The following is a 22,727-nucleotide window of genomic DNA, read 5'->3' on the forward strand; positions in this document are numbered from 1 at the left end:
TTTCTATACCGTCCCGACGGTACAGTAATGCGCGCCGCTCGGCATTCCCTGGGCATGAGAGGGTGGACGGCATGACCCGCCCGCCGCACGCCCGCGAGAAGGTCCTCGACGCGTTCGAGCAGCTGCTCATCCGCGAGGGCGAGCGCGCCGCGACGCTGGAGAGCGTCGCCCGGGAGGCGGGCGTCTCCAAGGGCGGACTGCTGTACCACTTCGGATCCCGCGAGGCGCTGGAGCAGGGCCTGTTCGAGCGCCTGCGCGCCCTCGCCGCCGAGAACGTCGAGGAGCTGCAGCGCGCCCCCGAGGGTCCCCTCGCCTCCTTCCTGGCGACGTCGGGCGACGTGGGCCTCCCCGTCGACCGCGCGATCAACGCGGTGAGCAGGCTCGCGCACGGCGGCAACGGCACCGCGTCGGCCGAGCTGGCGGCCGTGCGCGCCGGCTGGGCCGAGGCGCTGCGGCCGCACGTGCGCGACGACGTCGCGCTGGATCTCGTGATGCTCGTGAGCGACGGCATCTACGTCAATTCGGCGCTCATGAACGATCTGCCGGGTCCTGTCCCCCGCGGCGAGGCGCTGGCGGGACTCATCCGGCTCGTCCAGTCCGCCGTCGCGGACTGACGACGGAGCTCAGCGCGCCGCGCGAGCGGCGAGCACGCGGCGGCAGCGCCGCAGCATGGCGTGCACGATCCAGGGGTGCAGGATGCCCACCGGGGCGAAGTACAGCCGCCCCCGCCAGTTGTGCAGGCGCACGATCGTCGTCATCCGCACGACGCGCATGACCGGATCCACGGCGACCGCGCACCGGAACTCGAGGTGAGCGTCGTCGAAGGCCATCAGCGCCTCCTGGCCGACGACCTGGCGCACGTCGAACACGCCCTTCGGCGCCGGACGCAGCCCCAGCAGCGGCGCGAGCGCCATCCGCACGCCGAACAGGGCGCGCACCGCGAACGGCAGCGATGCGGCGGAGAACACCGTCTCCGCCCAGACCCGCGGGTCATCCGGCGTGCGCGGCGGCTGGGCGACGAGGATCACGTCGCCGTAGTCGAAGCGCTCCCCGGCCCGCAGCGCGAGGCTCGTCAGGCCGGGGGCGCCCACGATCACTCCGCGGTGATCTCGATCTGCGTGATGACCGGCGCGTCGATGTCGCGGCCGATCTCGGCGAGCACCTCGTCGGGAACGCGCTGGTCGACCGTGACGATGCTGAGCGCCAGGCCCGCCTGCTCGCGCGCGACCTGCATGCCCTCGATGTTGATACCCGCCGCGCCGAACTTCGCGCCGTAGATCGCGACGATGCCGGGCGCGTCCTTGTAGATCAGCACCACGTGGTGCTTCTCGATCGGCACCTCGATCTCGTAGCCGTTGATGCCGACGATCTTCTGCACCATGCGCGTACCGGCGAGCGTGCCCGACACGCTCAGCACGCTGCCGTCGGCGAGCGTGCCGCGCAGGGTGGTCACGTTGCGGTACTCGGGGCTCTCGGTCTCGACCGTCATGCGCGTCTCGATGCCGCGCTGCTCGGCGAACAGCGGCGCGTTCACGTACGAGACGTTCTCGCTGATGACGTTCGTCAGGATGCCCTTGAGCGCGGCGAGGCGGTAGACGCTGACGTCGTACGCGGCGAGCTCGCCGCGCACCTCGAGGTCGAGGCTCGTGACGGCGCTGCGGGCGAGGCCGCTGAAGATCTGGCCGAGCTTCTCGACGAGCGCGATGCCGGGGCGCACGAACGGGTCGATCACGCCGCCCGCGACGTTGACGGCGTCGGGCACCAGGTCGCCCTCGAGGGCGAGCTTGACCGACTTCGCGACGGACACACCGGCCTTCTCCTGCGCCTCCTCGGTGGACGCCCCGAGGTGCGGCGTCGCCACGACGTTCGGCAGGCCGGTGAGGCTGGTGTCGGTGGGCGGCTCGCTCGTGAAGACGTCGAGGCCCGCGCCGGCGATCTCGCCGTCCTTGAGGGCCTGGGCGAGCGCGGCCTCGTCGATCAGGCCGCCGCGCGCGACGTTGACGACGTACGCGGTGGGCTTCATCCGCTTCAGCTGGGCGCTGGAGATCATGCCGGTCGTCTCGGGCGTCTTCGGCATGTGGATCGTGAGGAAGTCGGCCTGCTCGAGCACCTCGTCGAGCGTGCCCAGCTCGACGCCGAGCTGCTGCGCGCGCTGGGGGGTGACGTAGGGGTCGTACGCGATCACGCGCATCCCGAACGCCTGCATGCGCGCGGCGACGAGCGCGCCGATGCGGCCGAGGCCGACCACGGCGAGGGTCTTCTCGAACAGCTCGGTGCCGGTGTACTTGCTGCGCTTCCACTCGCCGCCCGCGAGCGCCGTGGAGGCCGGCGGGATGTGACGCGCGAGGCTCAGGATGTGGCCGCACGTCAGCTCGGCGGCCGAGACGATGTTGGAGGTCGGTGCGTTGACGACCATGACGCCGGCCGTCGTGGCGGCCTTGATGTCGACGTTGTCGAGGCCCACGCCCGCGCGGGCGATGACCTTCAGCTGCGGCGCATGTGCGAGCGCCTCCTCGTCCATGCGGGTGGCCGAGCGGATCAGCACCGCGTTCGCCTCCGCCAGCGCGTCGAACAGCGCGGGGCGGTCGGTTCCGTCCACCGTGCGGATCTCGAAATCGGGACCGAGAGCCTCGATCGTTGCGGGAGAGAGTTCTTCGGCGATGACGACGATCGGCTTCGGCAAGGGCGGATCCTTCGAGGCGTGCGCGGTGGGGTTACGCGCGGGTGGGGTGTGTCCGTCGCGCCACGCCATCGGAGCGCGATTGTGCCAGCCTACCGGAGCGGCAGGATCCGTCCGGACGCCAACGGGTCGCCGTCAGGCGATGATCGGCACGATCGTCGTGTAGGCCATGACGTTGAGCCAGAACACCGCCACGAGCGACAGCGCCGTCAGCAGGAACAGCGTCAACGTGAGCTTGCCGCGGCGGCGGCCGAGCCCGAGGGCGACGCCGAAGAGCAGAATCGGCAGCACGATCGCGAGGATCCACGCCGCCCATCCCATGGCGCTCAGCGACTGTCCCGCCGCACCGGCGGCCTGCACCCACGCGACGAGGTAGTTCACGGCGCTCCAGACGGCGTACGCGAACAGCAGGGCGAAGGCCCCGGCGATCACCCAGACCGCCCAGGACGACGCCGCGCGCCGCGTCTCGGTGCCGGTCATCGTCCGATCGCCCCCATCATCACGAAGGGCCAGGGCACGAGCAGCACGATGCCGATCGCGAGCCCGACGAAGCGCTGCCAGCGCGGCGCCCGGCGCGTGACGTGCATCGTGACGAAGAACCAGATCACCGGCGACAGGATGCCGAGCCACATGGCGGCCTGGAACATCACGTCGGCGACGCCGCCGCCGGCCGTCTGCACGTCGCGCAGGCGGAAGGAGCCGAGCGCCCAGCCGACGGCGTACAGCGTGTAGATGCCCGCGAGCACGCCGACGCCGATGAGCGCGGCGTTGCCCATGGGCTCCGGCTCCGCCTCCGCGTCCGCCTCCGGCTCGGGCGCCTCGATCTCGGCGTCCGCGGCGGGATCCGCGCTCAGGACGTCTTCGCTCCCCCGGCCGACCTTGCGCCGGCCGCGCCGCCAAGACCGGGACTTCTCCTGGGACGCCGAGGATCGCAGATCCTCGTCACCCTCCCAGGACAGGGCGTCGTCGTCGGGCCAGCTCATCGATGATCCGAGTCGTCGGTCTTGCGCTTGCGCCAGCGGATGCCGGCGTTGATGAAGCCCTCGAGGTCTCCGTCGAACACCGTCGCGGGGTTGCCCGACTCGTGGCCGGTGCGCAGATCCTTCACGAGCTGCTGGCCGTAGAGGAAGTAGGAGCGCATCTGGTCGCCCCAGCTCGCCGTGATCGTGCCGGCGAGCTCCTTCTTCTTGGCGGCCTCCTCCTCCTTCTGCAGCAGCAGGAGTCGGGTCTGCAGCACGCGCATGGCGGCGGCGCGGTTCTGGATCTGCGACTTCTCGTTCTGCATCGACACGACGATGCCGGTCGGAAGGTGGGTCAGGCGCACGGCCGAGTCCGTCGTGTTGACCGACTGACCACCGGGGCCCGACGAGCGGAACACGTCGACGCGCAGGTCGTTCTCGGGGATCTCGACCTCGACGGCCTCCTCCATGACGGGGATGACCTCGACGGCCGCGAAGCTCGTCTGCCGCTTGTCGGCCGAGCCGAACGGGCTGATGCGCGCGAGGCGGTGCGTGCCGGCCTCGACCGACAGGATGCCGTACGCGTACGGGGCATCGACCTCGAACGTCGTCGACTTGATGCCGGCACCCTCCGCATAGGAGGTGTCGAGCACCTTCACGGGGTACTTGTTGCGCTCCGCCCAGCGCAGGTACATGCGCATGAGCATCTCGGCGAAGTCGGTGGCGTCGTCACCGCCGGCGCCCGAGCGGATCGTGACGACGGCCGAGCGGTCGTCGTACTCGCCGTCCAGCAGCGTCTTGACCTCGAGGTCGCCGATGACCTTCTCGAGGTCGGCGATCTCCTTCTGCGCCTCGGCGACCGAGTCCTCGTCGCCCATCTCGTTGGCGAGCTCCACGAGCACCTCGAGGTCGTCGAGGCGGCGCTCGACGCCCTCGACGCGCGTGAGCGAGGCCTGCGCGTGGCTGAGCGCGCTCGTGACCTTCTGCGCGTTGGCGGCGTCGTCCCACAGCCCGGGGGCGGCGGCCTCCTCCTCGAGGCGCGCGATCTCGGTGCGCAGCGAGTCGACGTCGACCACCTCTCGGATGTTCGCGAACGTGGTGCGCAGCGCCTGGATCTCGGCGGAAGGATCGTAATCAAGCATGACGCCCCAGCCTATCGCGGCCCGGCCCGGCGCCGCGCGGGCCGAGGCGCGACGCGGCCCGGGTAGCGTGGAGACGGTGGCGAGCGACGGATCCGAAGCAGGCGACCGCGGATCGGGCACGGCCGCGGAGGCGATCCGCCGGTACGCGCCCATGATCTACGGACCCACGGCGATCTACTCGCTCGGACAGGGCGCGATCCTGCCGCTGCTGCCGATCATCTCGCGCGAGTACGGCGCCGACCTCGCCACCGCCGCGCTCGTGACGGCGATGATCGTCGTCGGCCAGCTGTGCGGCAACCTGCCGGCCGGGTGGCTCGTGTCCCGGCTCGGCGAGCGGTACACGATGGCCGCCGCGGCCGCCGTGTCGCTGGTCGGCATCGCCGGCATGCTGCTGTCGCGGCACCTCGGCGTGCTGATGCTCTCGGTGTTCCTGATCGGCCTGTGCGCGGCGGCGTTCGCGCTCGCGCGGCACACCTTCATGACCACTCGCGTGCCGCTCGCCTACCGCGCGCGCTCGCTGTCGCTGCTCGGCGGCTCGTTCCGCCTCGGCGCGTTCACGGGCCCGTTCGTGTCGGCCGCGCTGCTGGGGATCTTCGGGCAGGAGCAGGCGAGCATCTGGTTCTTCGGCGCGTGTCTCGTCGTCGTGGGCCTGCTGGTGACGTTCGGCCCGGATCCGGAGGAGAAGGCCGCGCGCGCCGCCGCCGCGTCGGCCGATGCATCGGCGGACGCGGCCGTCCGGGCGGTCGAGCCCGAGGACACGGGCGAGGCCGTGACCGGCTCGATCCCGACGCGCGAGCGACTCGGCATGTTCGGCACCATCCGGCGCAACACCCGCGTGCTGTCGCGCCTCGGCGTCGCGGCGGCGTCTCTGTCGTTCGTGCGCGCGTCGCGTCCGGCGCTCCTGCCCCTGTGGGGCCTGTCGATCGGCCTGGACTCGTCGTCCATCGCGCTCGTGGTCGGCATCGCCGGGGCCCTCGAGTTCGCGCTGTTCTACGCCAGCGGCCAGGTGATGGATCGCTTCGGCCGGCTGTGGGCGGCCGTGCCGTCGCTCATCCTGATGGGCGGGGCGATGATCGCGCTGGCGTTCACGCACGACGTCTCCTCGGCCGCGATGTGGTTCGGCGTGTTCGCGGTCGTGATCGGCGTGGGGAACGGACTGTCGAGCGGCATCCTGCTGACCCTCGGCGCCGACGTCGCCCCGAAGGACAACCCGGCGGCGTTCCTCGGTGCCTGGCGCACGATCACCGATGCGGGCGGCGCGCTGAGCCCTCTGGTGGTCTCGGGTCTCACCGCGGTGGCGTCGCTCTCGGTCGCGGCGGGAGGCGTCGGCGTGGTCGGCCTGCTGGGTGCGCTGGCGTTCGTGCGCTGGGTGCCGCGGTTCGTGTCGAGCCGCTGAGCTCGAAGCGGAGCGGAGCGACCGATGCCCGTTCATCTGTGGCGGCCCGCAGAGTCGCTACTCTCGGGAGAACGGTTGCGCTGGGAATCAGCGGCAGGGGGAAACCGACGGAGGTCCGGGTGACGACAACCATCGCCGTGCCGCAGCGCGCGGTCGCGCTCAAGAGTCGCTTCGGGGCGTACGACGCGCTGACGATCACGGCGTACGCGGTGCTCTACGCGCTCGCGCTCGCCCTCGCGCGACAGGCCGTCCTCGCCGACACCGGGATCGGTGTCGTGATGCCGGCCGCGGGGATCTCGTTGCTCTGGATCGTCGCGCGAGCGAACCGTCCGTGGCCGCTGCTCGATTACGCGCTCATCGCAGCGATCTCCACCGTGCTCGTGCTGGCGACCGGCGGCAGCGTCGTGACTGCCGTCGCGGGCGGTATCGCCGCCGCACTGCAGGCTCTCGTGTGCGCGATGATCCTCCGCGTCGGCTGCCCGCGCATCTGGTCAGCGCGCGGCGCTCGCATCCAGACCCGAGGCGAGCTGTGGACGTTCATCGGCGCCGCGCTGGCGGGCCCGTTCGTGTCGGCGCCGCTGCTGGAGGCCGGATCCCTTCTGGCCGGCGGCGGCTGGGACTGGAACATCGCGCTCCTGTGGTGGGTGCGCAACGCCGTGAGCATCATCGTCGGCGTGCCGCTCGGCTTCACGGTCATCGACTTCGTTCGGCGGCAGCGGTCGGGAGGCGGTGTCCGAGGCCTCTCGTCGTCGCACCTGGAGGTGCGGGCGCATCCGATCGAGTGGTACGCGCTCCTCCTGCTGAGCCCCGCGATCCACTGGGTCTGGTTCATGGAGTTCGGCCACCTGAACCTCGTGTTCCCGCTGCTCGCGCTCGCCTGCTGGTCGGGCGCACGACTGCCCACGGTGTTCGTGATGCTGCAGGGAGTGCTCGTCGCGACGGCCGTCATCCTCGTCACGCTCCTCGGAGGCGGAGGACCGTTCGCGAGCATGACAGAGCCATCGGCGCAGATCGCGGTGGCTCATCTCTACATCGCGATGGCGATCGTGATCGGCCTCGCTCTCGCGGCGGAGCGCGACCAGCGCGAGCTGCTGCTCGAAGAACTGGGGAAGGCCCGGCGGCAGGCCGAGGAGCAGTCGACACTGCTCGAGACGATCATCGAGAACATGTCGGAGGGCGTGCGCGTCGTCGATCCCGACGGCCAGGTGATCCTGCGCAATCGCGCGGCCGACGCCCTGCTTCTCGGCCCCGACCACCCCGCCCTTCGCGGCGGATCGCTGCATCTCTCGACGACCAACGACCTGGCCGGGGTCCGCACCATGGACGGCGCCCCGCTCGACGGCGATGCCGCCTCCCTCGCCGCCGCGCTCCCCGCGGGCAAGACCGTCGGGGTCGACCTTCTCGTGCAGCCGGCGGGGGTGAGCGACGAGCGGATCGTCACCTTCACCGCTGCTCGCCTGCCGGAACCCGCGAGCGGGATCATCACGGTGCTGCGGGACGTCACGGCCGAGCGCCGGGAGCTGCGCCGCGCCGCGCAGGTGCAGGCGGGACTGCTGCCCACCGACTCGCCGCACGTTCCCGGCTACGACCTGGCGGCGAGGTTCGTCCCCGCCGGAAGCGTGGGCGGCGACTTCTACGACTGGTACACGATCGACCACGGCGTCGTGCTGACGCTGGCGGACGTGATGGGCAAGGGCACGGGCGCCGCGATCCTCGCGGCCACCACCCGGTCGCTGCTGCGCGCGCACGGCGGCGGGGAGGACGTCGTGCAGCCGCTCGTCGAGGCCGAGCGCGGCATGACGCGCGACCTCGACAACGCGGGAGCCTTCGTGACGGTCTTCCGCTCCTTCGTCCACGCTCCCACCGGCGATGTCACCTACGTCGATGCGGGACACGGGCTCTCGGCGGTGCTGACGCGCAAAGGCGCCGTGCGGCGGCTCGAGGCGAACGGCTTCCCCCTGGGAGTCGCGCCGGATGAGCCGCGCTTCGCCGCGCACGACAGGCTCGATCCCGGCGACATGCTGCTGGTGGTCAGCGACGGCGTGCTCGACGCGGTCGGAGGATCCATCGACGAGCTCGCCGCGGTCTGGGCCGCGCTGTCGCGCGACGCGACGGCGACCGAGGTCGTCGAGGCCGTCGTCGAGCGCGCGGCGGCCGGCGACCCCGACGACGACCTCACGGTGCTTGCCCTGCGCCGCTCGCCGGACTGCGACACGGGCTCGTCCGAGGCGTAAGCGTTCAGTCGAGCGCGTTGCGGCTCGTCGCGGTCGAGCGCAGAGCGACGCCGTCGGGGACGAACGGCGCGAGCACGGCTGGACTCCAAGCGGACGTCACCGTGACGGTGACCGAGACGCCGTCGTTCGTCGTGGCCGCCACGAGCGCGGGGTCGCCCGGTGCGGCGTCGACGATCGCCTGCGCCTGGGTGCGGATCCGCTCGTCGTCGAGCTCCGCGCGTGGCGCGTCGCCCTCCAGCGTCAGGGTGAAGCCGTCCGATGCGGCGAGCGCCGCCGCATCGGCGAGCGCGTCCAGGCGCTTCTGGGCCAGGTAGAGGGCGGTGGCGTTCGCGCACACGAGGACCAGCGCGATCGCGAGCACCGCGTAGCCGAGGACCAGCGGGAGGATGCTCCCTTCCTCGTCGTCGAGCACCGTACGCCTCATTGCGCCTCCCAATAGCGCGAGACCTTCTGCACCGCCGTCGCCTGCACGGGCACGCTCGTCATGCGGTCGAGCCCGAGCATCGACGGCATCAGCGGGAGCGGCACGCGCGTGGTCACGGTGACGTGAACCGTCGCGCCCGGCTCGGGACAGGATGCGGTCGCGGGCACGCACGCCACGTCCGCGTCGAAGGCCTCGATCCCGTACTGCCGCGTGACGGAGGCGAGCACCGCATCCGGGTTCCCCGCTCCCCCGGCGATCGTCCGCGCGGCGAAGCGCGCGCCCGCCTCCACGCCGAGCGCCTGCGCTTGGATCTGGCCGAGAGCGAGCACCAGGTAGACGAGCGGCACGAGCATCAGCACGCCGACCGTCAGGAACTCCAGCGCCGCGGATCCGCTGTCGTCGGTCGTCAGCGCGCGGGTCCGCCGCACCGCGTCACGGAAGCGACTCGACGGGCGCACTCGCGCTCACCTCCATCGCCGCGGGCAGGCCCACGAGGCCGACGAGCGGCATCGCGGTGCGCACCGTCACGGTGACCGACGGCGCTCCCCCGGTCGACGTGTAGGCGGCGCGGATGTCGTCCGCGTAGGAGGGTCCGACGGCCCGCTCGATCACCGTGCGGGTGCGCGCGATCCCCTGCGCGGCATCCGAGTCGGCGAGAGCCGCATAGTGCGCGCCCTCCACGGCGGCGTCGTGCACGACGTTCCGCACGTACATCGCCAGCCCGAGCTGCAGCACTGCGAGGGTCAGCAGGGTCAGCAGCCCGCCGACGAGGACGAACTCCGCGGGGGCCGAGCCGCGCTCGTCCTCCTCCGGGCGACCCTCCGCGGACGGCATGCTCAGCCCAGGCCGCCGCTGACGCGCGCGATCGCCTGCTCGAACAATCCCTGCAGCGCCGGGCCGGCCAGTGCCCAGATCAGCACGACAAGCCCCGCGGTCATGAGCGTGATGAGGACCCAGCCGGGCACGTCGCCCCTGTCCTCCTCGATCAGCTCGCCCCACGCGGTGCGGGCGCGTGCCGTCGCTGTCTCGATCAGTCGGTTCATCTCTTCCTCCTCGGTTTCGTGACGTCGGGCGCTCGGCTCATCCGATGCCGAGGCGGAGCATGAAGACGCCGGGAAAGACCGCGAACAGGACACTCAACGGCAGCAGCCCGAAGACGAGCGGCAGGAGCATGTAGATCTCCTTGCGCCCTGCGGTCTCGATCAGCGCGCGCTTGGCGTCCTCGCGCGCGTCCGTCGCCTGCGCCTGCAGTGCCTGCGCGAGCGGTGCACCCCGGTCGAGCGCCGCCACCAGGTGTTCGACGGCTCGGGACAGCGCGGACACCTGCACGCGACGCGACATGGAGGTGAGCGCGTCAGGAAGACTGGACCCCGTGCTCACCTCGAGCACCACGGCGCGCACCTCTGCCGTGAGCTCGCCCGAGCCGACCGTCCCCACACGGCGCAGGCTGTCGAGGATGCCCTCGCCCGCCGCCAGACACAGTGCGAGGAACTCCAGCACGGTCGGCAGCTCGTCGGCGATCCGCGCCGCGCGTGCCTTGGCCTGGCTCGTCAACAGCAGGTCGCACAGCACGACGGCGCCGACGCCGACCACGATCGGCAGAAGCAGGCTCGGCCCCGTGAAGGATCCGGCGAGCGCCAGTGCCACGACCGCGAGCGCGCCCGCTCCGACACCGGCGACTCCCCAGGCGAGCTGCCGCGCCCGGAAGGCGGCCGGGTCGGGCGCGCGACCGGCCCGCGCCAGTCGCAGGGCGAGGGCATCCGACGCGCCCAGGACCCGCACGGCCCATTTCGCCGAACGCTCCAGAGCCGTGGACCAGCCCAGTGCGCCCGCAGCCCCGGCCCGGCCCACCAGCTCCCATGCCGTCGTCCCGGCGGGGTCGGTGACGTCGCGGATGTACGGCGCGATCCGGCGCGACACCGACGGCGCGCCGATGCGCGGGACGAGCACCAGCAGCAGGCAGACGCCCCCACCGAGCGCGCCGCCGAGCAGCACCGCGAGGGCCGCGTCGGTCGCCCAGGTCACGCGAACCACCTCCGCGGTTCGGGCAGCCGTCCGATCCGGATCATCACGCGATACGCCACGAGGGAGACCACGGCTCCCACGATGATCAGCACCACGCCCTCCGGGCTGGAGTACGCCTCGGCGCCCTCCGGTCGCAGCGCCAGCAGCGCCAGGATCACCCAGGGCGCCACGACGCCCAGCACCGCGGCGCCCTTCGTCCAGGACTGCCGCGACTCCACCTCCGCCCGCAGGGCCGCGTCCGCGCGCACCGACGCGGACAGGGCGCGCAGCACGGGCACGAGCTCCGTACCGCCGACCTGCCGCGCCATCCGCATGGTCTCGACGATCCGGTCCGCCATCGGGTCCGCCAGCGCCGCCTTGAGGCGATCGGCGCTGGAATCGAAGTGACCGGAAGCGTTCATGTCCCGTTCGAACCGGGTGAACGCCGGGCGCAGCGCGGGCGGCGCCGATACCGCGAGGCTCGCGATCGCGTCGGGGAGTGACATGCCCGCGCGCACGGAGGCGATCAGCAGGTCGCACACGTCGGGCCACAGCGCGCGTCTCGCACGGATCAGCCGCGAACGCCGGGAGCGCAGCCACACGATGGGGGCCGCGGCACCGGCGACCAGAGCGAGCAGCGCGAGCGTGCCCACCCCCGTGCCGAGCCAGGCCACGGCCGCGCACACGAGCGCGCACACCGCGCACGCGGTCAGGATCACGCGCGGGGACACGTGCGACAGGCCCGCGCCCGCCATCAGCCGGACGAGCGCGCCGGTCCGCGCCGGCCGCGTGCGCCCGCGCCCGGACGCGGGCCAGAGCCACGGGGAGAGGATGAGCACGAGCCCGCCCCCGAGCAGCGCACCCCACAGCACGGTCATGCGGGCGCACTCCGGCGCGGTGCGCGATGGACCGGCCGCACCTCGGGAAGCTCTCCGTCGATCCGCCCCGTCGGCGCGACGATCTCGGCGACGCGGCGGAAGCCGTCGGACGTCCGCTCGCAGTGCACGACCAGATCCACGCTCGTCGCCACCGCATGCAGCACGAAGCCGCGGTCGATGTTGCGTCCGGCGAGCAGGGGCAGCGCGGCGAGGCGGCCGAGTGCATCTGTCGCCGAGTTGGCGTGGATCGTCGCCGCCCCGGGGACGCCGGTGTTGAGCGCGAGGAGCAGATCGAGCGCCTCCGCGTCGCGCACCTCGCCGACGACGAGCCGGTCGGGGCGCATGCGCAGCGCCTCCTTCACGAGCCGACGCAGCGTGACCTCACCCGTGCCCTCGAGGCTCGGCTGGCGCCCCTGCAACGCGACGAGGTCGGGCGCATCGATCCCGAGCTCGAACGTCTCCTCGACCGTGATGATGCGGTGCGACACGGGGCTCGCCGCCACGAGGGCGCCGAGCAGCGTGGTCTTCCCGGCGTGCGTCGCGCCGCTCACGAGCACCGAGCACCCCTCCCGCATCGCATCGCGCAGGATGGCCGCGGCGTCGTGGGTCAGCGAGCCGAGAGCGACGAGGCTGTCGAGCGAGCGATAGCGCGAGAGGAACTTGCGGATGTTCACGGCCCAGTGACGCCGGGCGATGCCGCCGATCACCACATGCAGGCGCGAGCCGTCCGGCAGCGACGCGTCCACGAACGGCTGACTGAGGTCGACGCGACGCCCGGTGGAGTGCAGCATGCGCTCCACGAGGTCGCGCACGGACGCGTCGGTGAGGTGCACCGGCACCCGCTCCGACACGCCGCCGCGCGCGACGTAGACCCTGTCCGGTCCGTTGATCCACAGCTCCTCGACGTCCGGGTCGTCCAAGTAGGGCTGCAGGGGTCCGTAGCCCGTCACGGCGGCGAGCACCTCGCGCACGCGCGCGGCCTCGTCGTCGATCGTCGCGGTGCCGCGCGTGAGCGCGACGTCGTTGTGCCGCCGCACCTCGGCCTGTGCGATGCGCGCGACCGCGTCGGGGGCCTCGGCGGGATCCGTGCGATCCGCGCGCAGCCGCTCCCGGACGCGGTCGACGAGCGAGGCCGTCGGCACTCTGCGATCCGGATGCAGCTGTGTCACCCGGTCATGATGACAAGCCCGCCACCGGGGCCACGGAAGTTATCCACAGCGAGGGAAAGCCCGCGCGGATGCGGGGGCTGTCCCCCACGGGGGATGTCGCCGCGCATCAGTAGACTGATCGCACCTCGCGGGAGTGGTGAAACTGGCAGACACGCAGGATTTAGGTTCCTGTGCCTCACGGCGTGTGGGTTCAAGTCCCACCTTCCGCACGAAGTCCCCTTTCCCCACCCACCCATCGCAGTACCTCGAGACGGGATCACCGGTGCGACCGTTCGCCCTCATTCCCTGGCTGGACCCCCAGGTCATCATCGACGCGGCCGGCCCCTGGGCCCTGCTCGTCGTCTGCCTCATCGTGTTCTCCGAGACCGGGCTGCTCGTCGGCTTCCTGCTGCCCGGCGACACCCTGCTGATCATCTCCGGCCTCCTCACCCACACGCACGACGTCTTCGGCGTGAACATCTGGGTGACGAGCCTCCTGATCGCCCTCGCCGCGTTCATCGGCGGCGAAGTCGGCTATCTGATCGGCCACAAGGGCGGCCCCGCGGTGTTCGAGCGCAAGGAATCGGGGCTGTTCAGCACCAAGAACGTCGAACGCACGAACGCCTTCTTCGAGCGCTTCGGCGGCATCACGATCGTGCTCGCGCGCTTCGTGCCGATCGTGCGGACGTTCGCGCCCGTGGCGGCGGGCGTCGGCCACATGCCGTGGAAGCGCTACTCGCTCTACAACCTGATCGGCGCGCTGCTGTGGGGCTTCGGCCTCACGATGGTCGGCTACCTGATCGCCTTCGTGCCGTTCGTGCGCGACGTCGTGACCGAGTACATCGACGTGATCCTGCTCGTCGCGGTCGGCGGCACCGCGATCGTGACGCTGTGGCACTACTTCGCCGAGCGGCGCAAGGCCCGCGCGGTCGCCGCCGTGCCGGCCGCGGAGGAGCTCGTGCTCGAGCCCGACGTGTTCGAGCGCGGCGCCGACATCGACGGCGACGGCAAGCCCGACATCAAGTTCTGAGCGGGATCGCGACCCGAGCGGCCCAGCCGCGACGGCGGGGAGTATCGGTCAGGAGGCCTTCTTCGACCGCTTCCGCTTCGGCTTCTCCTCCGGCTCCTCCTCGGGCTCCGGCTCGGCGTCGTCCTTCGTGTTGCCCCGCGAAGCGCGCGAGCGCTCGACGCTCGCCCGCAGCGCCGCCATCAGGTCGATGACCTCGCCGCCCTCGTCCTCGTCGGTCTCGCCGAAGGTCGCGTCCGTGTCGATCGCGTCGCCCTTCTCCAGCTTGGCCGCGATCAGCGTCTTGAGCTCCTTCTGGTACTCGTCGACGTACTCATCCGGGTCGAAGTCGCTCGAGAAGCTCTCCACCAGGCTCGCCGACAGCTCGAGCTCCTTCTTCGAGATCCGCACCGACTCGTTCAGCGACGGGAACTCCGCCGCGCGCACCTCGTCCGCCCACAGCAGGGTCTGCAGCATCAGCACGTCGCCGCGCACCCGCAGCGCGGCGAGCCTCGTCTTCTGCCGCAGCGAGAAGCGCACGATCGCCGTGCGATCCGTCTGCTCCAGCGTGCGCCGCAGCAGCACGTACGCCTTGGGCGAGGCCGAGTCGGGCTCGAGGTAGTACGACTTGTCGTAGGTGATGGGATCGACCTGCTCGCTCGGCACGAACTCGACGACGTCGATCTCGCGGCTGCGCTCGGACGGCAGCGACTTCAGATCCTCGTCCGTCAGCACCACGGTGCGGTCGCCGTCGTCGTAGGCCCGATCGATGTCCGAGTACGCCACGATCTCGCCGCACACCTCGCAGCGGCGCTGGTACCGGATGCGTCCGCCGTCGGCGTTGTGCACCTGGTGCAGGCTGACGTCGTGGTCCTCGGTCGCGGCGTAGACCTTGACCGGGACGTTCACCAGGCCGAACGTCAGCGCGCCCTTCCAGATCGATCTCATGCACCACAGTCAACACCCGTCACACCCGTCACTGCCAGGGGGTTGATTCCCGGGCGGATCGGCGAAATAGCCTGGGGGTATGGCGCCCGACGCAGGATCGCAGCCGCAGACCGTGCGGATCGGCGGACGTCGCCTGCGCATCACGAACCTCGACAAGGTGCTCTACCCCGACACGGGCACGACCAAGGGCGAGGTGATCGACTACGTCACACGCATCGCGCCGGTGCTGCTGCCTCACGTGGCGGGCCGGCCCGTCACGCGCAAGCGCTGGGTGGAGGGCGTCGGCACGGCGGACGATCCGCTGCCGACGTTCTTCGCCAAGGACCTCGAGCGGGGCGCGCCCGACTGGGTGCCGCGCCAGGCGATCCAGCACTCCAGCGGCCCGAAGTCGTATCCGCTGATCGACGAGGTCGCGACGCTCGTCTACCTCGCGCAGGTCGCGAGCCTCGAGCTGCACGTGCCGCAGTGGCGCTTCGCGCCGGACGGATCGCCGGGGAATCCGGATCGCATGGTGCTCGACCTCGATCCCGGTCCCGGCGTCGGGCTGCCCGAGTGCGCCGAGGTCGCGCGGCTGGCCCGCGCGATCCTGACCGACATGGGGCTCGATCCCCTGCCCGTCACGAGCGGCAGCAAGGGCATCCACCTGTACGCGCGCCTTCCCGGGTCGCAGACGAGCGACCAGGTCTCCGCGGTCGCCAAGGCGCTCGCGCAGGCGCTCGAGGCCGACCACCCCGACCTCGTGGTCAGCTCGATGAGCAAGGCCGTGCGCCCCGGGCGGGTGCTCGTCGACTGGAGCCAGAACAACGGCAAGAAGACGACGATCGCGCCGTACTCGCTCCGTGGCCGCGCGCAGCCGTGGGTCGCCGCCCCGCGCACGTGGGACGAACTCGACGACCCGGATCTCCGCCACCTGCTGTTCGACGAGGTACTCGAGCGCGTCGAGCGGATGGGCGATCCGCTCGCACCGATCGACGCGCCCGATCCCGACCGCGCGCTGGCGCCCTACGTCGCCAAGCGCGACGCCGCGAAGACGCCCGAGCCGATGGGCGGACCCGTCGAGCCCACGGTGAGCGGCGAGCCGCGGTTCGTGATCCAGCGGCACGAGGCCCGGCGGCTGCACTACGACCTGCGGCTCGAGCGCGACGGCGTGCTCGCGAGCTGGGCGGTGCCGAAGGGCGTGCCCGAGACCCATGGCAAGAACCACCTCGCCGTGCAGACCGAGGACCATCCGCTCGCCTACGCGACCTTCGAGGGCGACATCCCCAAGGGCGAGTACGGCGCGGGCCACATGGACATCTGGGACACCGGCACGTACGCGCTCGAGAAGTGGCGCGCCGACGAGGTGATCTTCACGCTGCACGGCACGCGCGAGCCCGTGCGTCTGGCCCTGCTGCGCACGAGCGGCGAGGGTGAGAAGTCGCAGTGGCTGCTGCACCGCATGAAGGACCAGCACCCCTCCGATGCGGCGGCGAGCGAGGCGTCGCGGGCCGATGCGGCGGAAACCGACAGGCCGGGCGCCGATGCGCCGGACGACGATGCGGCGCCGCGCGACGAATCAGCGGAACAGGCGCCGGCGCTCGACTCCGCTCCCGCGCCACGGTCAAGCAGGAAGCGCGCGCCGAAGCCGGACTCCGACGCACCCGCCCCGTCCGCCCCGTCCGGCGCATCGGTCACCGCTCCGACGCCCATGCTCGCCACCAACGCGACCCCTGCCCTGGCGCACGCGATGGGCGGCGGCTCCTGGGCGGAGATGAAGTGGGACGGCGTGCGCGCGCTCGGCGTCTGGTCCGGCGGCGAGCTGCGCCTGTTCGCGCGCAGCGGCACCGACATCACCGCGCGCTACCCCGAGCTGACCGCGCCCGGGGCGGCGTCCTTCGCGGCCGACGACGCGATCGTCGACGGGGAGATCGTGGCGCTCGACGAGCGCGGGCGCCCGAGCTTCTCCCTGCTGCAGAACCGGATGCACCTCACCAAGGCGGGCGAGATCGCGGCCGAGACGCGCCGCACCCCCGCCCGCCTGTACCTGTTCGACGTGCTCGCCGCCGACGGAGCCGACCTCGCCGGCCGCCCGCTCTCCGAGCGCCGCGAGGTGCTCGAACGCATCGCTTCGGGCGCGGGCGCGGCCATCGATGTGCCGCCCGTGTTCGACGCCCTGGACATGGCGCTCGCGATCGCCCGCGAGCACGACCTCGAGGGCGTGGTCGCGAAGGACCCGGCCTCCCGCTACCGCGCGGGCCGCTCCGAGCGCTGGATGAAGCTCAAGCTCACCCGTACGCAGGAGGTGGTGATCGGCGGCATCCGCCCCGGCAAGGGCGGCAGATCCGGATCCATCGGCTCGCTGCTGCTCGGCATCCCCGACGACGACGGACTGCGGTACGTGGGCCGTGTCGGCACCGGCTTCAGCCAGCGTGCGCTGGCGCGACTGCAGGACCAGCTCGAGCCGCTGCGCGAAGACGAGACCTCGCTGCACGGCGTTCCCGCGCTCGACGCGCGCGACGCACTCTGGGTGCGACCCGAGCTCGTGGGCGAGGTGGAGTTCTCCGAATGGACGGCGGGCGGCAGCATGCGCCATCCGCGCTGGCGGGGCCTGCGCGCCGACAAGACGCCGGCCGACGTCGTCCGGGAGTCCTGAGCCTCAGCCGTGCGCGGCGTGACGGTCCTCGTGGCCGACGGCCTCGAGCTGGAAGGTCGAGTGCTCCACGTCGAAGTGGTCCGCGAGGCAGTCCTGCAGCGAGGTCAGCAGCGCCGCCGACCCGCCGCGGTCGAGCACCTCCTGCTCCACGACGACGTGCGCCGTGAACACGGGCGCGCCGCGGGTCAGCTGCCACACGTGCACGTCGTGGACCTCGCGCACGCCCGGCGCGCGCATCAGGTGGTCGCGGATTTCGGCGACCCTGGTGCCCTGCGGCGCCGCCTCGGACAGCACCGAGAGCACCTCCCACAGCAGCCCGAGCGCGCGCGGCACGATGAACGCCGCGATGAGCAGCGACGCGATCGCGTCCGCCCGCGCCCATCCGGTGAACAGGATGACGACCGCCGCCGCGATCACGGCCGCCGAGCCGAGCATGTCGCCGAGCACCTCGAGGTAGGCCCCGCGCACGTTCATGCTGCGCTTCTGCGCGTGCCGCAGCAGCCACGCCGCGACGGCGTTCGCCGCGAGGCCGATGACCGCGACCGCGAGCATCCAGCCGCCCGAGACCTCCGCCTGCTGCGGCGCGGCGAGCCGGCCGATCGCCTCGATCGCGATCCAGACCGACAGGCCGAGCAGCACGAGCCCGTTCACGAGCGCGCCGAGCACCTCGGCGCGCTGATAGCCGTAGGTGCGCCGGTCGTCAGCGGGCCGCGCGGCGACGACGCTCGCCAGCAGCGCGATCAGCAGCGCCGCGGCATCCGTCAGCATGTGCGCGGCGTCGGCGAGCAGCGCGAGCGATCCGGTCAGGATCGCCCCGACGACCTGCACGACGAACACCGACGCCGTGATGGCGAGCGACACGGAGAGCAGACGCCTGTTGTCGCCCGCCTCGATCCGGTGCGTGTGGTCGTGCATGTCCCCAGGCTACGTCGGGGAAAGGCCTGATCCGGCGCCGTTCGCGAACTCGGGAATGAGTCCGATTCTCATGCTCGGCGCCGCGGCCGGGATCGAAGTGTCAGTGCTCGGCGTCGCCGACCAGCTTCAGACCCACGATGCAGCCGACGAGGCCCACGATGAGCAGGATCTTCGCCCACGACACGGACTCGTCGCCGGTGATCATCGCGTAGACGACCGTGAGGGCCGCGCCGACGCCGACCCAGACGGCGTAGGCCGTCGCGGTGGGGATGTCGCGCATGGCCCACGCGAGGCCGATCATGCTGGCGACGATGCCGACTCCGAAGACGATCGACGGCACGGGCTTGCTGAAGCCTTCCGACTTGCCGAGCGCGGTGGCCCAGACGGCCTCCAGCACGCCGGACAGGATGAGGACGATCCACGACATGACGCGACTCCTGGCAAGTCTTGTCGCGCGCCGGGTACTTGACCATCGTCCGGGAGCCGCCTGACGGGCTCTGGCCTGATCCTCTCACGCGTGCCTGTGCAGGCCCGGTGCAGAGCCCCGCCGTAGAATCGGCGCGTGACCCTCTCGCTCTGGCTGGCCCTCGTGGGCGCCGGAGTCGTCATCTCCCTCACTCCCGGTGCGGGCGCGGTCAACACCATGTCGAACGCGATCGTCGCAGGCTGGCGCCGATCGCTATGGGGCATCCTCGGCCAGCAGGTGGCGCTCGTCCTGCACATCGTGATCGTCGCGGCCGGTCTGGGCGTGCTCGTGACGAGCTCGCCGATCCTGTTCGAGATCATCCGCTACGTCGGCGCGGCCTACCTGATCTACCTCGGCGTGCGGCAGTTCCTCGCCAAGCCGGAGCCCGCGGCCGAGCAGGGCGGGCCGGTGCTCGTGCGCGAGAGCGGCTGGTCGATGCTGCGTCGCGGACTGCTCGTGAACCTCACGAACCCCAAGGCGATCGTGTTCTTCCTCGCGTTCGTGCCGCAGTTCATCCGCCCGGATCAGCCCGTCCTGACCCAGTACTCGGTGCTCGCGGCCACGGTCGTGCTGATCGACATCCTCGTGATGTGGTTCGTCTTCGCCACCGCCGCGCGGGCGATCGCCCGCCTCACGCGCAGCGAGCGGGGCCAGAAGGTGCTGGGGCGGGTGTTCGGGTCGCTGTTCGTCGGCGTCGGCGTGCTGCTCGCCGCCGTGCACTGAGAACATCCGGTCCGGCTTCCGCGCGCTTCCGACGGACCGCTCCGCTCCCGGCGCGCCACGCGGGTGTGGGAGCCTTGACGGACGACTTCCAGAATCGGAGCACACATGAGTGACGGCGGCCAGTCCGGCTTCCCCGGCGGGGTCCCCCGCGTGACCAGTTCGCAGAGAACCCCTCCTCCCCGCGGGCGCAGGCGCTCACGCCGCCTGACGCGCCCTACGCCGCATCGGGCCCGGGCTACAACCCCGGACCGCCGCCCAGCGAGCGCACGAACACGCTGTCGATCATCGCGCTGGTGGGCGGCTTCTTCATCGGCCTGCTCGGCGTCATCGCGGGAGCGATCGCGCTGCGGCAGATCAAGAAGAGCGGCGAGCGCGGCCGCGGCCTGGCGATCGGCGGCATCGTGGTCGGCTCGCTGAACATGCTCGCCGGCATCATCGCGATCATCCTGCTCGTGGTCGCCTTCCTGGCCGCCGCCTCCGCGGCCGAATCCCTGTCGGAGCAGCCACAGAGCTCCGTCAGCGAGCCGGCCACCGCCCCCGAGGAAGACGGCGCCGCCGGCACGGAAGACGGGGCGGCTCCCAGCGCGGAGCTGTGCGCCGCCGTCACGGGGCTCTCGAGCATCGACCAGTCGGACCTCACCGCCGGCAGCGCCGACGCGATGGCCGCGCTCGAGGCGCTCGCGGCCGCGCCGGGCGACAACCAGGAGACCTACGGCCAGATCGTGGACTTCATGAACGACCCGGCTTCGCTCACGGCCGAGGAGCAGCAGCAGCTGTCCACGGACTTCGCCACGGCGCTCCAGGAGGATGCGCTCGCCTGCATGTGACCCACTTGCAGGAGAACGAGAACGCCCCGGCCGTCCGGCCGGGGCGTTCTCTTCGTCGTGGAAGCGTCGGAGCGTCGCTCAGAGCGTCGCGAGCAGCGGCTCGAGCGCAACGAAGGCGCGGGCTCGGTGCGAGACCGCGTTCTTCTCCCCCGCGGTCCACTGCGCCACCGTTCGCTCGGCGCCATCCTGATCCGCGGGGATGAACACCGGGTCGTAGCCGAACCCGGCCTCGCCGCGCGGCGTCTCCGCGAGGCGACCGGGCCAGAGCCCCTCCACCGTGTGCTCGGCCCCGGACGGGGTCACGAGCGCGATCGTCGAGTTGTAGTGCGCGCCGCGGTACGGATCGCGAATGTCAGACAGCTGATCCAGCAGCAGCGCGAGGTTCGCGCGGTCGTCCTTCGCATGACCGGCCCAGTACGCCGAGAACACGCCGGGCGATCCGCCGAGCACGTCCACGCAGATGCCCGAGTCGTCCGCGAGCGCGGGCAGGCCGGTGTGGGCGGCGGCCGCACGCGCCTTGATCAGCGCGTTCGCCGCGAACGTCGTGCCGTCCTCGACCGGCCCGGGGCCGTCGTACGACACGACCTCGAGGTCGGGGCGGACGCGCGCGACGATCGACTGGAACTCGGAGACCTTGTGCGCGTTGTGCGTCGCGAGGACGATCTGCGCCACGCTCAGGCCCCCGCGGCCGGCTCGTCGAGCGCCGCGGCCTGGTGCACGCGCAGCTCGTCCGCGCCGGCCAGGGCGAGCTCGAGCAGCGCGTCGAGCTCGGCCTTGTCGAACGGCGCGCCCTCGGCGGTGCCCTGCACCTCGACGAACTTGCCGCTGCCCGTGACGACGACGTTCATGTCGGTCTCGGCGCGCACGTCCTCCACGTACGGCAGGTCCAGCATCGGGACGCCGTCGATGATGCCCACCGACACGGCGGCCACCGAGTCGCGCAGCACGTGCGCCTTCTGCCCGATGAACTTCTTCTCGCGGCCCCACTCGATCGCGTCGGCGAGCGCGACGTACGCGCCGGTGATGGCCGCGGTGCGCGTGCCGCCGTCCGCCTGCAGCACGTCGCAGTCGATCACGATGGTGTTCTCGCCGAGCGCCTTGGTGTCGATCACGGCGCGCAGCGCGCGGCCGATCAGGCGCGATATCTCGTGTGTGCGGCCGCCGATCCGGCCCTTGACGCTCTCACGGTCGTTGCGCTCGTTCGTCGCGCGCGGCAGCATCGCATACTCGGCCGTGACCCAGCCCTTGCCCTTGCCGGTCAGCCAGCGCGGCACGCCGTGCGTGAACGACGCGGTGCACAGCACCTTCGTGCCGCCGAAGCTGATCAGCGCCGATCCCTCGGCCTGGCTGCTCCAGCCCCGCTCGATCGTGATGGGGCGCAGCTGGTCGGGCGTGCGGCCGTCGGCGCGAGTGGTCATCGGGTCTCCTCGGGAGTGGTGCGGATCAGGATCGCGCGTCGAGCGCGGTCAGGTCGATGGCGCCCGTGCGGACGAGGCGCACGTCGCGCACCTCGCGGCCGAGCAGGCGGTTCGCGAGCGCGATGAAGTCGGCGGTCTGCGCGCCGGTCGCCTCGTACTCGTGACGCGGCGTCGCATCGGGGCCGGCGAGCAGGTCGCGGCTCACGAGCTGGCGGTAGACGTCCTTGGCGGTCTCGGAGTCGCTCGAGACCAGCGAGACATCCGGGCCCATGACGTAGCTGATCGCGCCCTTGAGGAACGGGTAGTGCGTGCAGCCCAGCACGAGCGTGTCGACGCCGGCGTGACGCAGCGGGGCGAGGTACTCCTCCGCCGCGGCGAGGACCTCGGGCGAGTCGGTGTCGCCGTTCTCGACGAACTCCACGAAGCGCGGGCACGCGGCCGTGGAGACCCGGATGCCGGGATTGACCTCGAGCATGTCCTGATAGGCGCCCGAGCCGATCGTCCCGACCGTGCCGATCACGCCGATCCGGCCGTTCCTCGTCGTCGACATGGCGGTGCGCACCGCGGGCCCGATCACCTCGACGACCGGCACCGAGTAGCGCTCGCGCGCGTCGCGCAGCATCGCGGCCGAGGCCGTGTTGCACGCGATCACGAGCATCTTCACGCCCTGGTCGACGAGCGTGTCGAGCACCTCGAGCGAGTAGCGCCGCACGTCGGCGATGGGTTTGGGGCCGTAGGGCGAGTGCGCCGTGTCGCCGATGTAGAGCAGCGACTCGCGCGGCAGCTGGTCGCCGATCGCGCGTGCCACGGTGAGGCCGCCGACTCCGGAGTCGAAGATCCCGATCGGCGCGTCGTTCATGATGCTCCAGCGTACCCGCGCCGCCCGTGTCGAGCCGCGACCAGCGCGACCGCCGCGCGGCGGCACCC

25 protein-coding genes, 1 tRNA gene and 1 riboswitch are annotated in these 22,727 nt (G+C 71.8%); of the genes, 8 read left to right on the forward strand and 18 right to left on the reverse strand.

Annotated features, from left to right (window positions below; all coding sequences use genetic code 11):
- Positions 1–71 precede the first annotated feature (71 nt).
- On the forward strand, positions 72–614 hold the full coding sequence (locus BJP60_RS09015; RefSeq protein WP_203135454.1) for a TetR/AcrR family transcriptional regulator: 543 nt from the start codon (positions 72–74) through the stop codon (positions 612–614).
- A 9-nt stretch (positions 615–623) separates the two neighbouring features.
- Here BJP60_RS09015 and BJP60_RS09020 read toward each other — a convergent pair whose 3' ends face one another.
- From BJP60_RS09020 to prfB, 5 genes are all read right to left on the reverse strand, one after another.
- On the reverse strand, positions 624–1,091 hold the full coding sequence (locus tag BJP60_RS09020) for a DUF2867 domain-containing protein (RefSeq protein ID WP_238439359.1): 468 nt from the start codon (positions 1,089–1,091) through the stop codon (positions 624–626).
- 2 nt (positions 1,092–1,093) lie between these two features.
- Positions 1,094–2,683 carry a phosphoglycerate dehydrogenase gene (gene serA, locus BJP60_RS09025; RefSeq protein WP_203135456.1) on the reverse strand — a complete coding sequence of 530 codons (1,590 nt, stop codon included), beginning with the start codon at positions 2,681–2,683 and terminating at the stop codon, positions 1,094–1,096.
- Positions 2,684–2,815: 132 nt separating this feature from the next.
- Complete coding sequence (locus tag BJP60_RS09030; RefSeq protein WP_203135457.1) at positions 2,816–3,160, reverse strand: hypothetical protein; 345 nt, start codon at positions 3,158–3,160, stop codon at positions 2,816–2,818.
- The gene (locus BJP60_RS09035; protein ID WP_203135458.1) at positions 3,157–3,663 is read right to left on the reverse strand and encodes a DNA polymerase III subunit gamma/tau; all 507 of its coding nucleotides are present in this window, start codon (positions 3,661–3,663) and stop codon (positions 3,157–3,159) included. The genes BJP60_RS09030 and BJP60_RS09035 overlap by 4 nt, the downstream gene beginning before the upstream one ends.
- Positions 3,660–4,781 (reverse strand): peptide chain release factor 2, encoded by a 1,122-nt coding sequence (prfB, locus tag BJP60_RS09040; RefSeq protein ID WP_203135459.1) that lies wholly within the window; start codon positions 4,779–4,781, stop codon positions 3,660–3,662. Before prfB ends, BJP60_RS09035 begins: the two co-directional genes overlap by 4 nt.
- 151 nt (positions 4,782–4,932) lie before the next feature.
- Between prfB and BJP60_RS09045 the strand changes: the two genes are divergently transcribed.
- Both BJP60_RS09045 and BJP60_RS09050 read left to right on the forward strand, forming a co-directional pair.
- Positions 4,933–6,177, forward strand: coding sequence for an MFS transporter (locus tag BJP60_RS09045; protein ID WP_203139153.1), 1,245 nt, complete (start codon positions 4,933–4,935; stop codon positions 6,175–6,177).
- 119 nt (positions 6,178–6,296) lie between these two features.
- Positions 6,297–8,411, forward strand: coding sequence for a SpoIIE family protein phosphatase (locus BJP60_RS09050; protein WP_203135460.1), 2,115 nt, complete (start codon positions 6,297–6,299; stop codon positions 8,409–8,411).
- A 4-nt stretch (positions 8,412–8,415) separates the two neighbouring features.
- Here the strand turns inward: BJP60_RS09050 and BJP60_RS09055 are convergent, their stop codons facing one another.
- From BJP60_RS09055 to BJP60_RS09085, 7 genes are read right to left on the reverse strand one after another with little or no spacing between them, the layout of a single operon-like run.
- Entirely contained in the window at positions 8,416–8,835 is a 420-nt protein-coding gene (locus BJP60_RS09055) for a pilus assembly protein TadG-related protein (RefSeq protein ID WP_203135461.1), read from the reverse strand.
- Positions 8,832–9,263 (reverse strand): TadE family protein, encoded by a 432-nt coding sequence (locus BJP60_RS09060; RefSeq protein ID WP_203135462.1) that lies wholly within the window; start codon positions 9,261–9,263, stop codon positions 8,832–8,834. The genes BJP60_RS09055 and BJP60_RS09060 overlap by 4 nt, the downstream gene beginning before the upstream one ends.
- A 4-nt stretch (positions 9,264–9,267) precedes the next feature.
- Positions 9,268–9,669: a TadE/TadG family type IV pilus assembly protein gene (locus BJP60_RS09065; protein WP_203135463.1), complete on the reverse strand. Its 402-nt coding sequence runs from the start codon at positions 9,667–9,669 to the stop codon at positions 9,268–9,270.
- A 2-nt stretch (positions 9,670–9,671) separates the two neighbouring features.
- Complete coding sequence (locus BJP60_RS09070) at positions 9,672–9,869, reverse strand: hypothetical protein (RefSeq protein ID WP_442923421.1); 198 nt, start codon at positions 9,867–9,869, stop codon at positions 9,672–9,674.
- A gap of 46 nt (positions 9,870–9,915) precedes the next feature.
- Positions 9,916–10,860 carry a type II secretion system F family protein gene (locus BJP60_RS09075; protein WP_203135465.1) on the reverse strand — a complete coding sequence of 315 codons (945 nt, stop codon included), beginning with the start codon at positions 10,858–10,860 and terminating at the stop codon, positions 9,916–9,918.
- The gene (locus BJP60_RS09080) at positions 10,857–11,717 is read right to left on the reverse strand and encodes a type II secretion system F family protein (RefSeq protein WP_203135466.1); all 861 of its coding nucleotides are present in this window, start codon (positions 11,715–11,717) and stop codon (positions 10,857–10,859) included. The genes BJP60_RS09075 and BJP60_RS09080 overlap by 4 nt, the downstream gene beginning before the upstream one ends.
- Complete coding sequence (locus tag BJP60_RS09085) at positions 11,714–12,886, reverse strand: CpaF family protein (protein WP_238439360.1); 1,173 nt, start codon at positions 12,884–12,886, stop codon at positions 11,714–11,716. The genes BJP60_RS09080 and BJP60_RS09085 overlap by 4 nt, the downstream gene beginning before the upstream one ends.
- A 127-nt stretch (positions 12,887–13,013) precedes the next feature.
- On the opposite strand from BJP60_RS09085, the gene BJP60_RS09090 reads away from it, so the two are divergent.
- A tRNA-Leu gene (locus BJP60_RS09090) sits at positions 13,014–13,095 on the forward strand.
- 53 nt (positions 13,096–13,148) lie between these two features.
- Positions 13,149–13,895: a DedA family protein gene (locus BJP60_RS09095; protein ID WP_203135467.1), complete on the forward strand. Its 747-nt coding sequence runs from the start codon at positions 13,149–13,151 to the stop codon at positions 13,893–13,895.
- A gap of 48 nt (positions 13,896–13,943) precedes the next feature.
- Here the strand turns inward: BJP60_RS09095 and ku are convergent, their stop codons facing one another.
- A complete protein-coding gene (ku, locus tag BJP60_RS09100; RefSeq protein WP_203135468.1) occupies positions 13,944–14,819 on the reverse strand; it encodes a non-homologous end joining protein Ku in 876 nt (291 codons plus the stop codon).
- A gap of 79 nt (positions 14,820–14,898) precedes the next feature.
- Here ku and BJP60_RS09105 point away from each other — a divergent pair, with 79 nt between their 5' ends.
- Complete coding sequence (locus BJP60_RS09105) at positions 14,899–17,451, forward strand: ATP-dependent DNA ligase (RefSeq protein ID WP_203135469.1); 2,553 nt, start codon at positions 14,899–14,901, stop codon at positions 17,449–17,451.
- A gap of 3 nt (positions 17,452–17,454) precedes the next feature.
- On the opposite strand, the gene BJP60_RS09110 is transcribed toward BJP60_RS09105, so the two are convergent.
- A complete protein-coding gene (locus BJP60_RS09110) occupies positions 17,455–18,366 on the reverse strand; it encodes a cation diffusion facilitator family transporter (RefSeq protein ID WP_203135470.1) in 912 nt (303 codons plus the stop codon).
- A gap of 100 nt (positions 18,367–18,466) precedes the next feature.
- Positions 18,467–18,793 carry a DMT family transporter gene (locus BJP60_RS09115; protein ID WP_203135471.1) on the reverse strand — a complete coding sequence of 109 codons (327 nt, stop codon included), beginning with the start codon at positions 18,791–18,793 and terminating at the stop codon, positions 18,467–18,469.
- Between the two features lie 9 nt (positions 18,794–18,802).
- Positions 18,803–18,867: riboswitch (guanidine-III (ykkC-III) riboswitch) on the reverse strand.
- A gap of 61 nt (positions 18,868–18,928) precedes the next feature.
- Between BJP60_RS09115 and BJP60_RS09120 the strand changes: the two genes are divergently transcribed.
- Positions 18,929–19,555 (forward strand): LysE family transporter, encoded by a 627-nt coding sequence (locus BJP60_RS09120; RefSeq protein ID WP_203135472.1) that lies wholly within the window; start codon positions 18,929–18,931, stop codon positions 19,553–19,555.
- Positions 19,556–19,839: 284 nt separating this feature from the next.
- The gene (locus BJP60_RS09125) at positions 19,840–20,382 is read left to right on the forward strand and encodes a DUF4190 domain-containing protein (protein ID WP_257793741.1); all 543 of its coding nucleotides are present in this window, start codon (positions 19,840–19,842) and stop codon (positions 20,380–20,382) included.
- Between the two features lie 78 nt (positions 20,383–20,460).
- On the opposite strand, the gene rdgB is transcribed toward BJP60_RS09125, so the two are convergent.
- From rdgB to murI, 3 genes are read right to left on the reverse strand one after another with little or no spacing between them, the layout of a single operon-like run.
- Positions 20,461–21,054, reverse strand: a complete 594-nt coding sequence (gene rdgB, locus BJP60_RS09130) for an RdgB/HAM1 family non-canonical purine NTP pyrophosphatase (protein WP_203135474.1) — start codon at positions 21,052–21,054, stop codon at positions 20,461–20,463.
- A gap of 2 nt (positions 21,055–21,056) precedes the next feature.
- A complete protein-coding gene (rph, locus tag BJP60_RS09135) occupies positions 21,057–21,800 on the reverse strand; it encodes a ribonuclease PH (protein WP_203135475.1) in 744 nt (247 codons plus the stop codon).
- A 25-nt stretch (positions 21,801–21,825) separates the two neighbouring features.
- Positions 21,826–22,659 (reverse strand): glutamate racemase, encoded by an 834-nt coding sequence (gene murI, locus BJP60_RS09140; RefSeq protein WP_203135476.1) that lies wholly within the window; start codon positions 22,657–22,659, stop codon positions 21,826–21,828.
- Positions 22,660–22,727: the final 68 nt, after the last annotated feature.

Source organism: Microbacterium sp. JZ31 (assembly GCF_016805985.1).
Classification (GTDB): Bacteria; Actinomycetota; Actinomycetes; order Actinomycetales; family Microbacteriaceae; genus Microbacterium.

What these genes read in the sequence shown, in the direction of transcription:
- BJP60_RS09055 (WP_203135461.1), bottom strand. Translation starts at nt 8,835, where the DNA reads ATGAGGCGTACGGTGCTCGACGACGAGGAAGGGAGCATCCTCCCGCTG.
- BJP60_RS09015 (WP_203135454.1), top strand. Translation starts at nt 72, where the DNA reads ATGACCCGCCCGCCGCACGCCCGCGAGAAGGTCCTCGACGCGTTCGAG.
- rph (WP_203135475.1), bottom strand. Translation starts at nt 21,800, where the DNA reads ATGACCACTCGCGCCGACGGCCGCACGCCCGACCAGCTGCGCCCCATC.
- BJP60_RS09045 (WP_203139153.1), top strand. Translation starts at nt 4,933, where the DNA reads ATGATCTACGGACCCACGGCGATCTACTCGCTCGGACAGGGCGCGATC.
- BJP60_RS09080 (WP_203135466.1), bottom strand. Translation starts at nt 11,717, where the DNA reads ATGACCGTGCTGTGGGGTGCGCTGCTCGGGGGCGGGCTCGTGCTCATC.
- ku (WP_203135468.1), bottom strand. Translation starts at nt 14,819, where the DNA reads ATGAGATCGATCTGGAAGGGCGCGCTGACGTTCGGCCTGGTGAACGTC.
- murI (WP_203135476.1), bottom strand. Translation starts at nt 22,659, where the DNA reads ATGAACGACGCGCCGATCGGGATCTTCGACTCCGGAGTCGGCGGCCTC.
- prfB (WP_203135459.1), bottom strand. Translation starts at nt 4,781, where the DNA reads ATGCTTGATTACGATCCTTCCGCCGAGATCCAGGCGCTGCGCACCACG.
- BJP60_RS09105 (WP_203135469.1), top strand. Translation starts at nt 14,899, where the DNA reads ATGGCGCCCGACGCAGGATCGCAGCCGCAGACCGTGCGGATCGGCGGA.
- BJP60_RS09115 (WP_203135471.1), bottom strand. Translation starts at nt 18,793, where the DNA reads ATGTCGTGGATCGTCCTCATCCTGTCCGGCGTGCTGGAGGCCGTCTGG.
- BJP60_RS09035 (WP_203135458.1), bottom strand. Translation starts at nt 3,663, where the DNA reads ATGAGCTGGCCCGACGACGACGCCCTGTCCTGGGAGGGTGACGAGGAT.
- BJP60_RS09030 (WP_203135457.1), bottom strand. Translation starts at nt 3,160, where the DNA reads ATGACCGGCACCGAGACGCGGCGCGCGGCGTCGTCCTGGGCGGTCTGG.
- BJP60_RS09065 (WP_203135463.1), bottom strand. Translation starts at nt 9,669, where the DNA reads ATGCCGTCCGCGGAGGGTCGCCCGGAGGAGGACGAGCGCGGCTCGGCC.
- BJP60_RS09110 (WP_203135470.1), bottom strand. Translation starts at nt 18,366, where the DNA reads ATGCACGACCACACGCACCGGATCGAGGCGGGCGACAACAGGCGTCTG.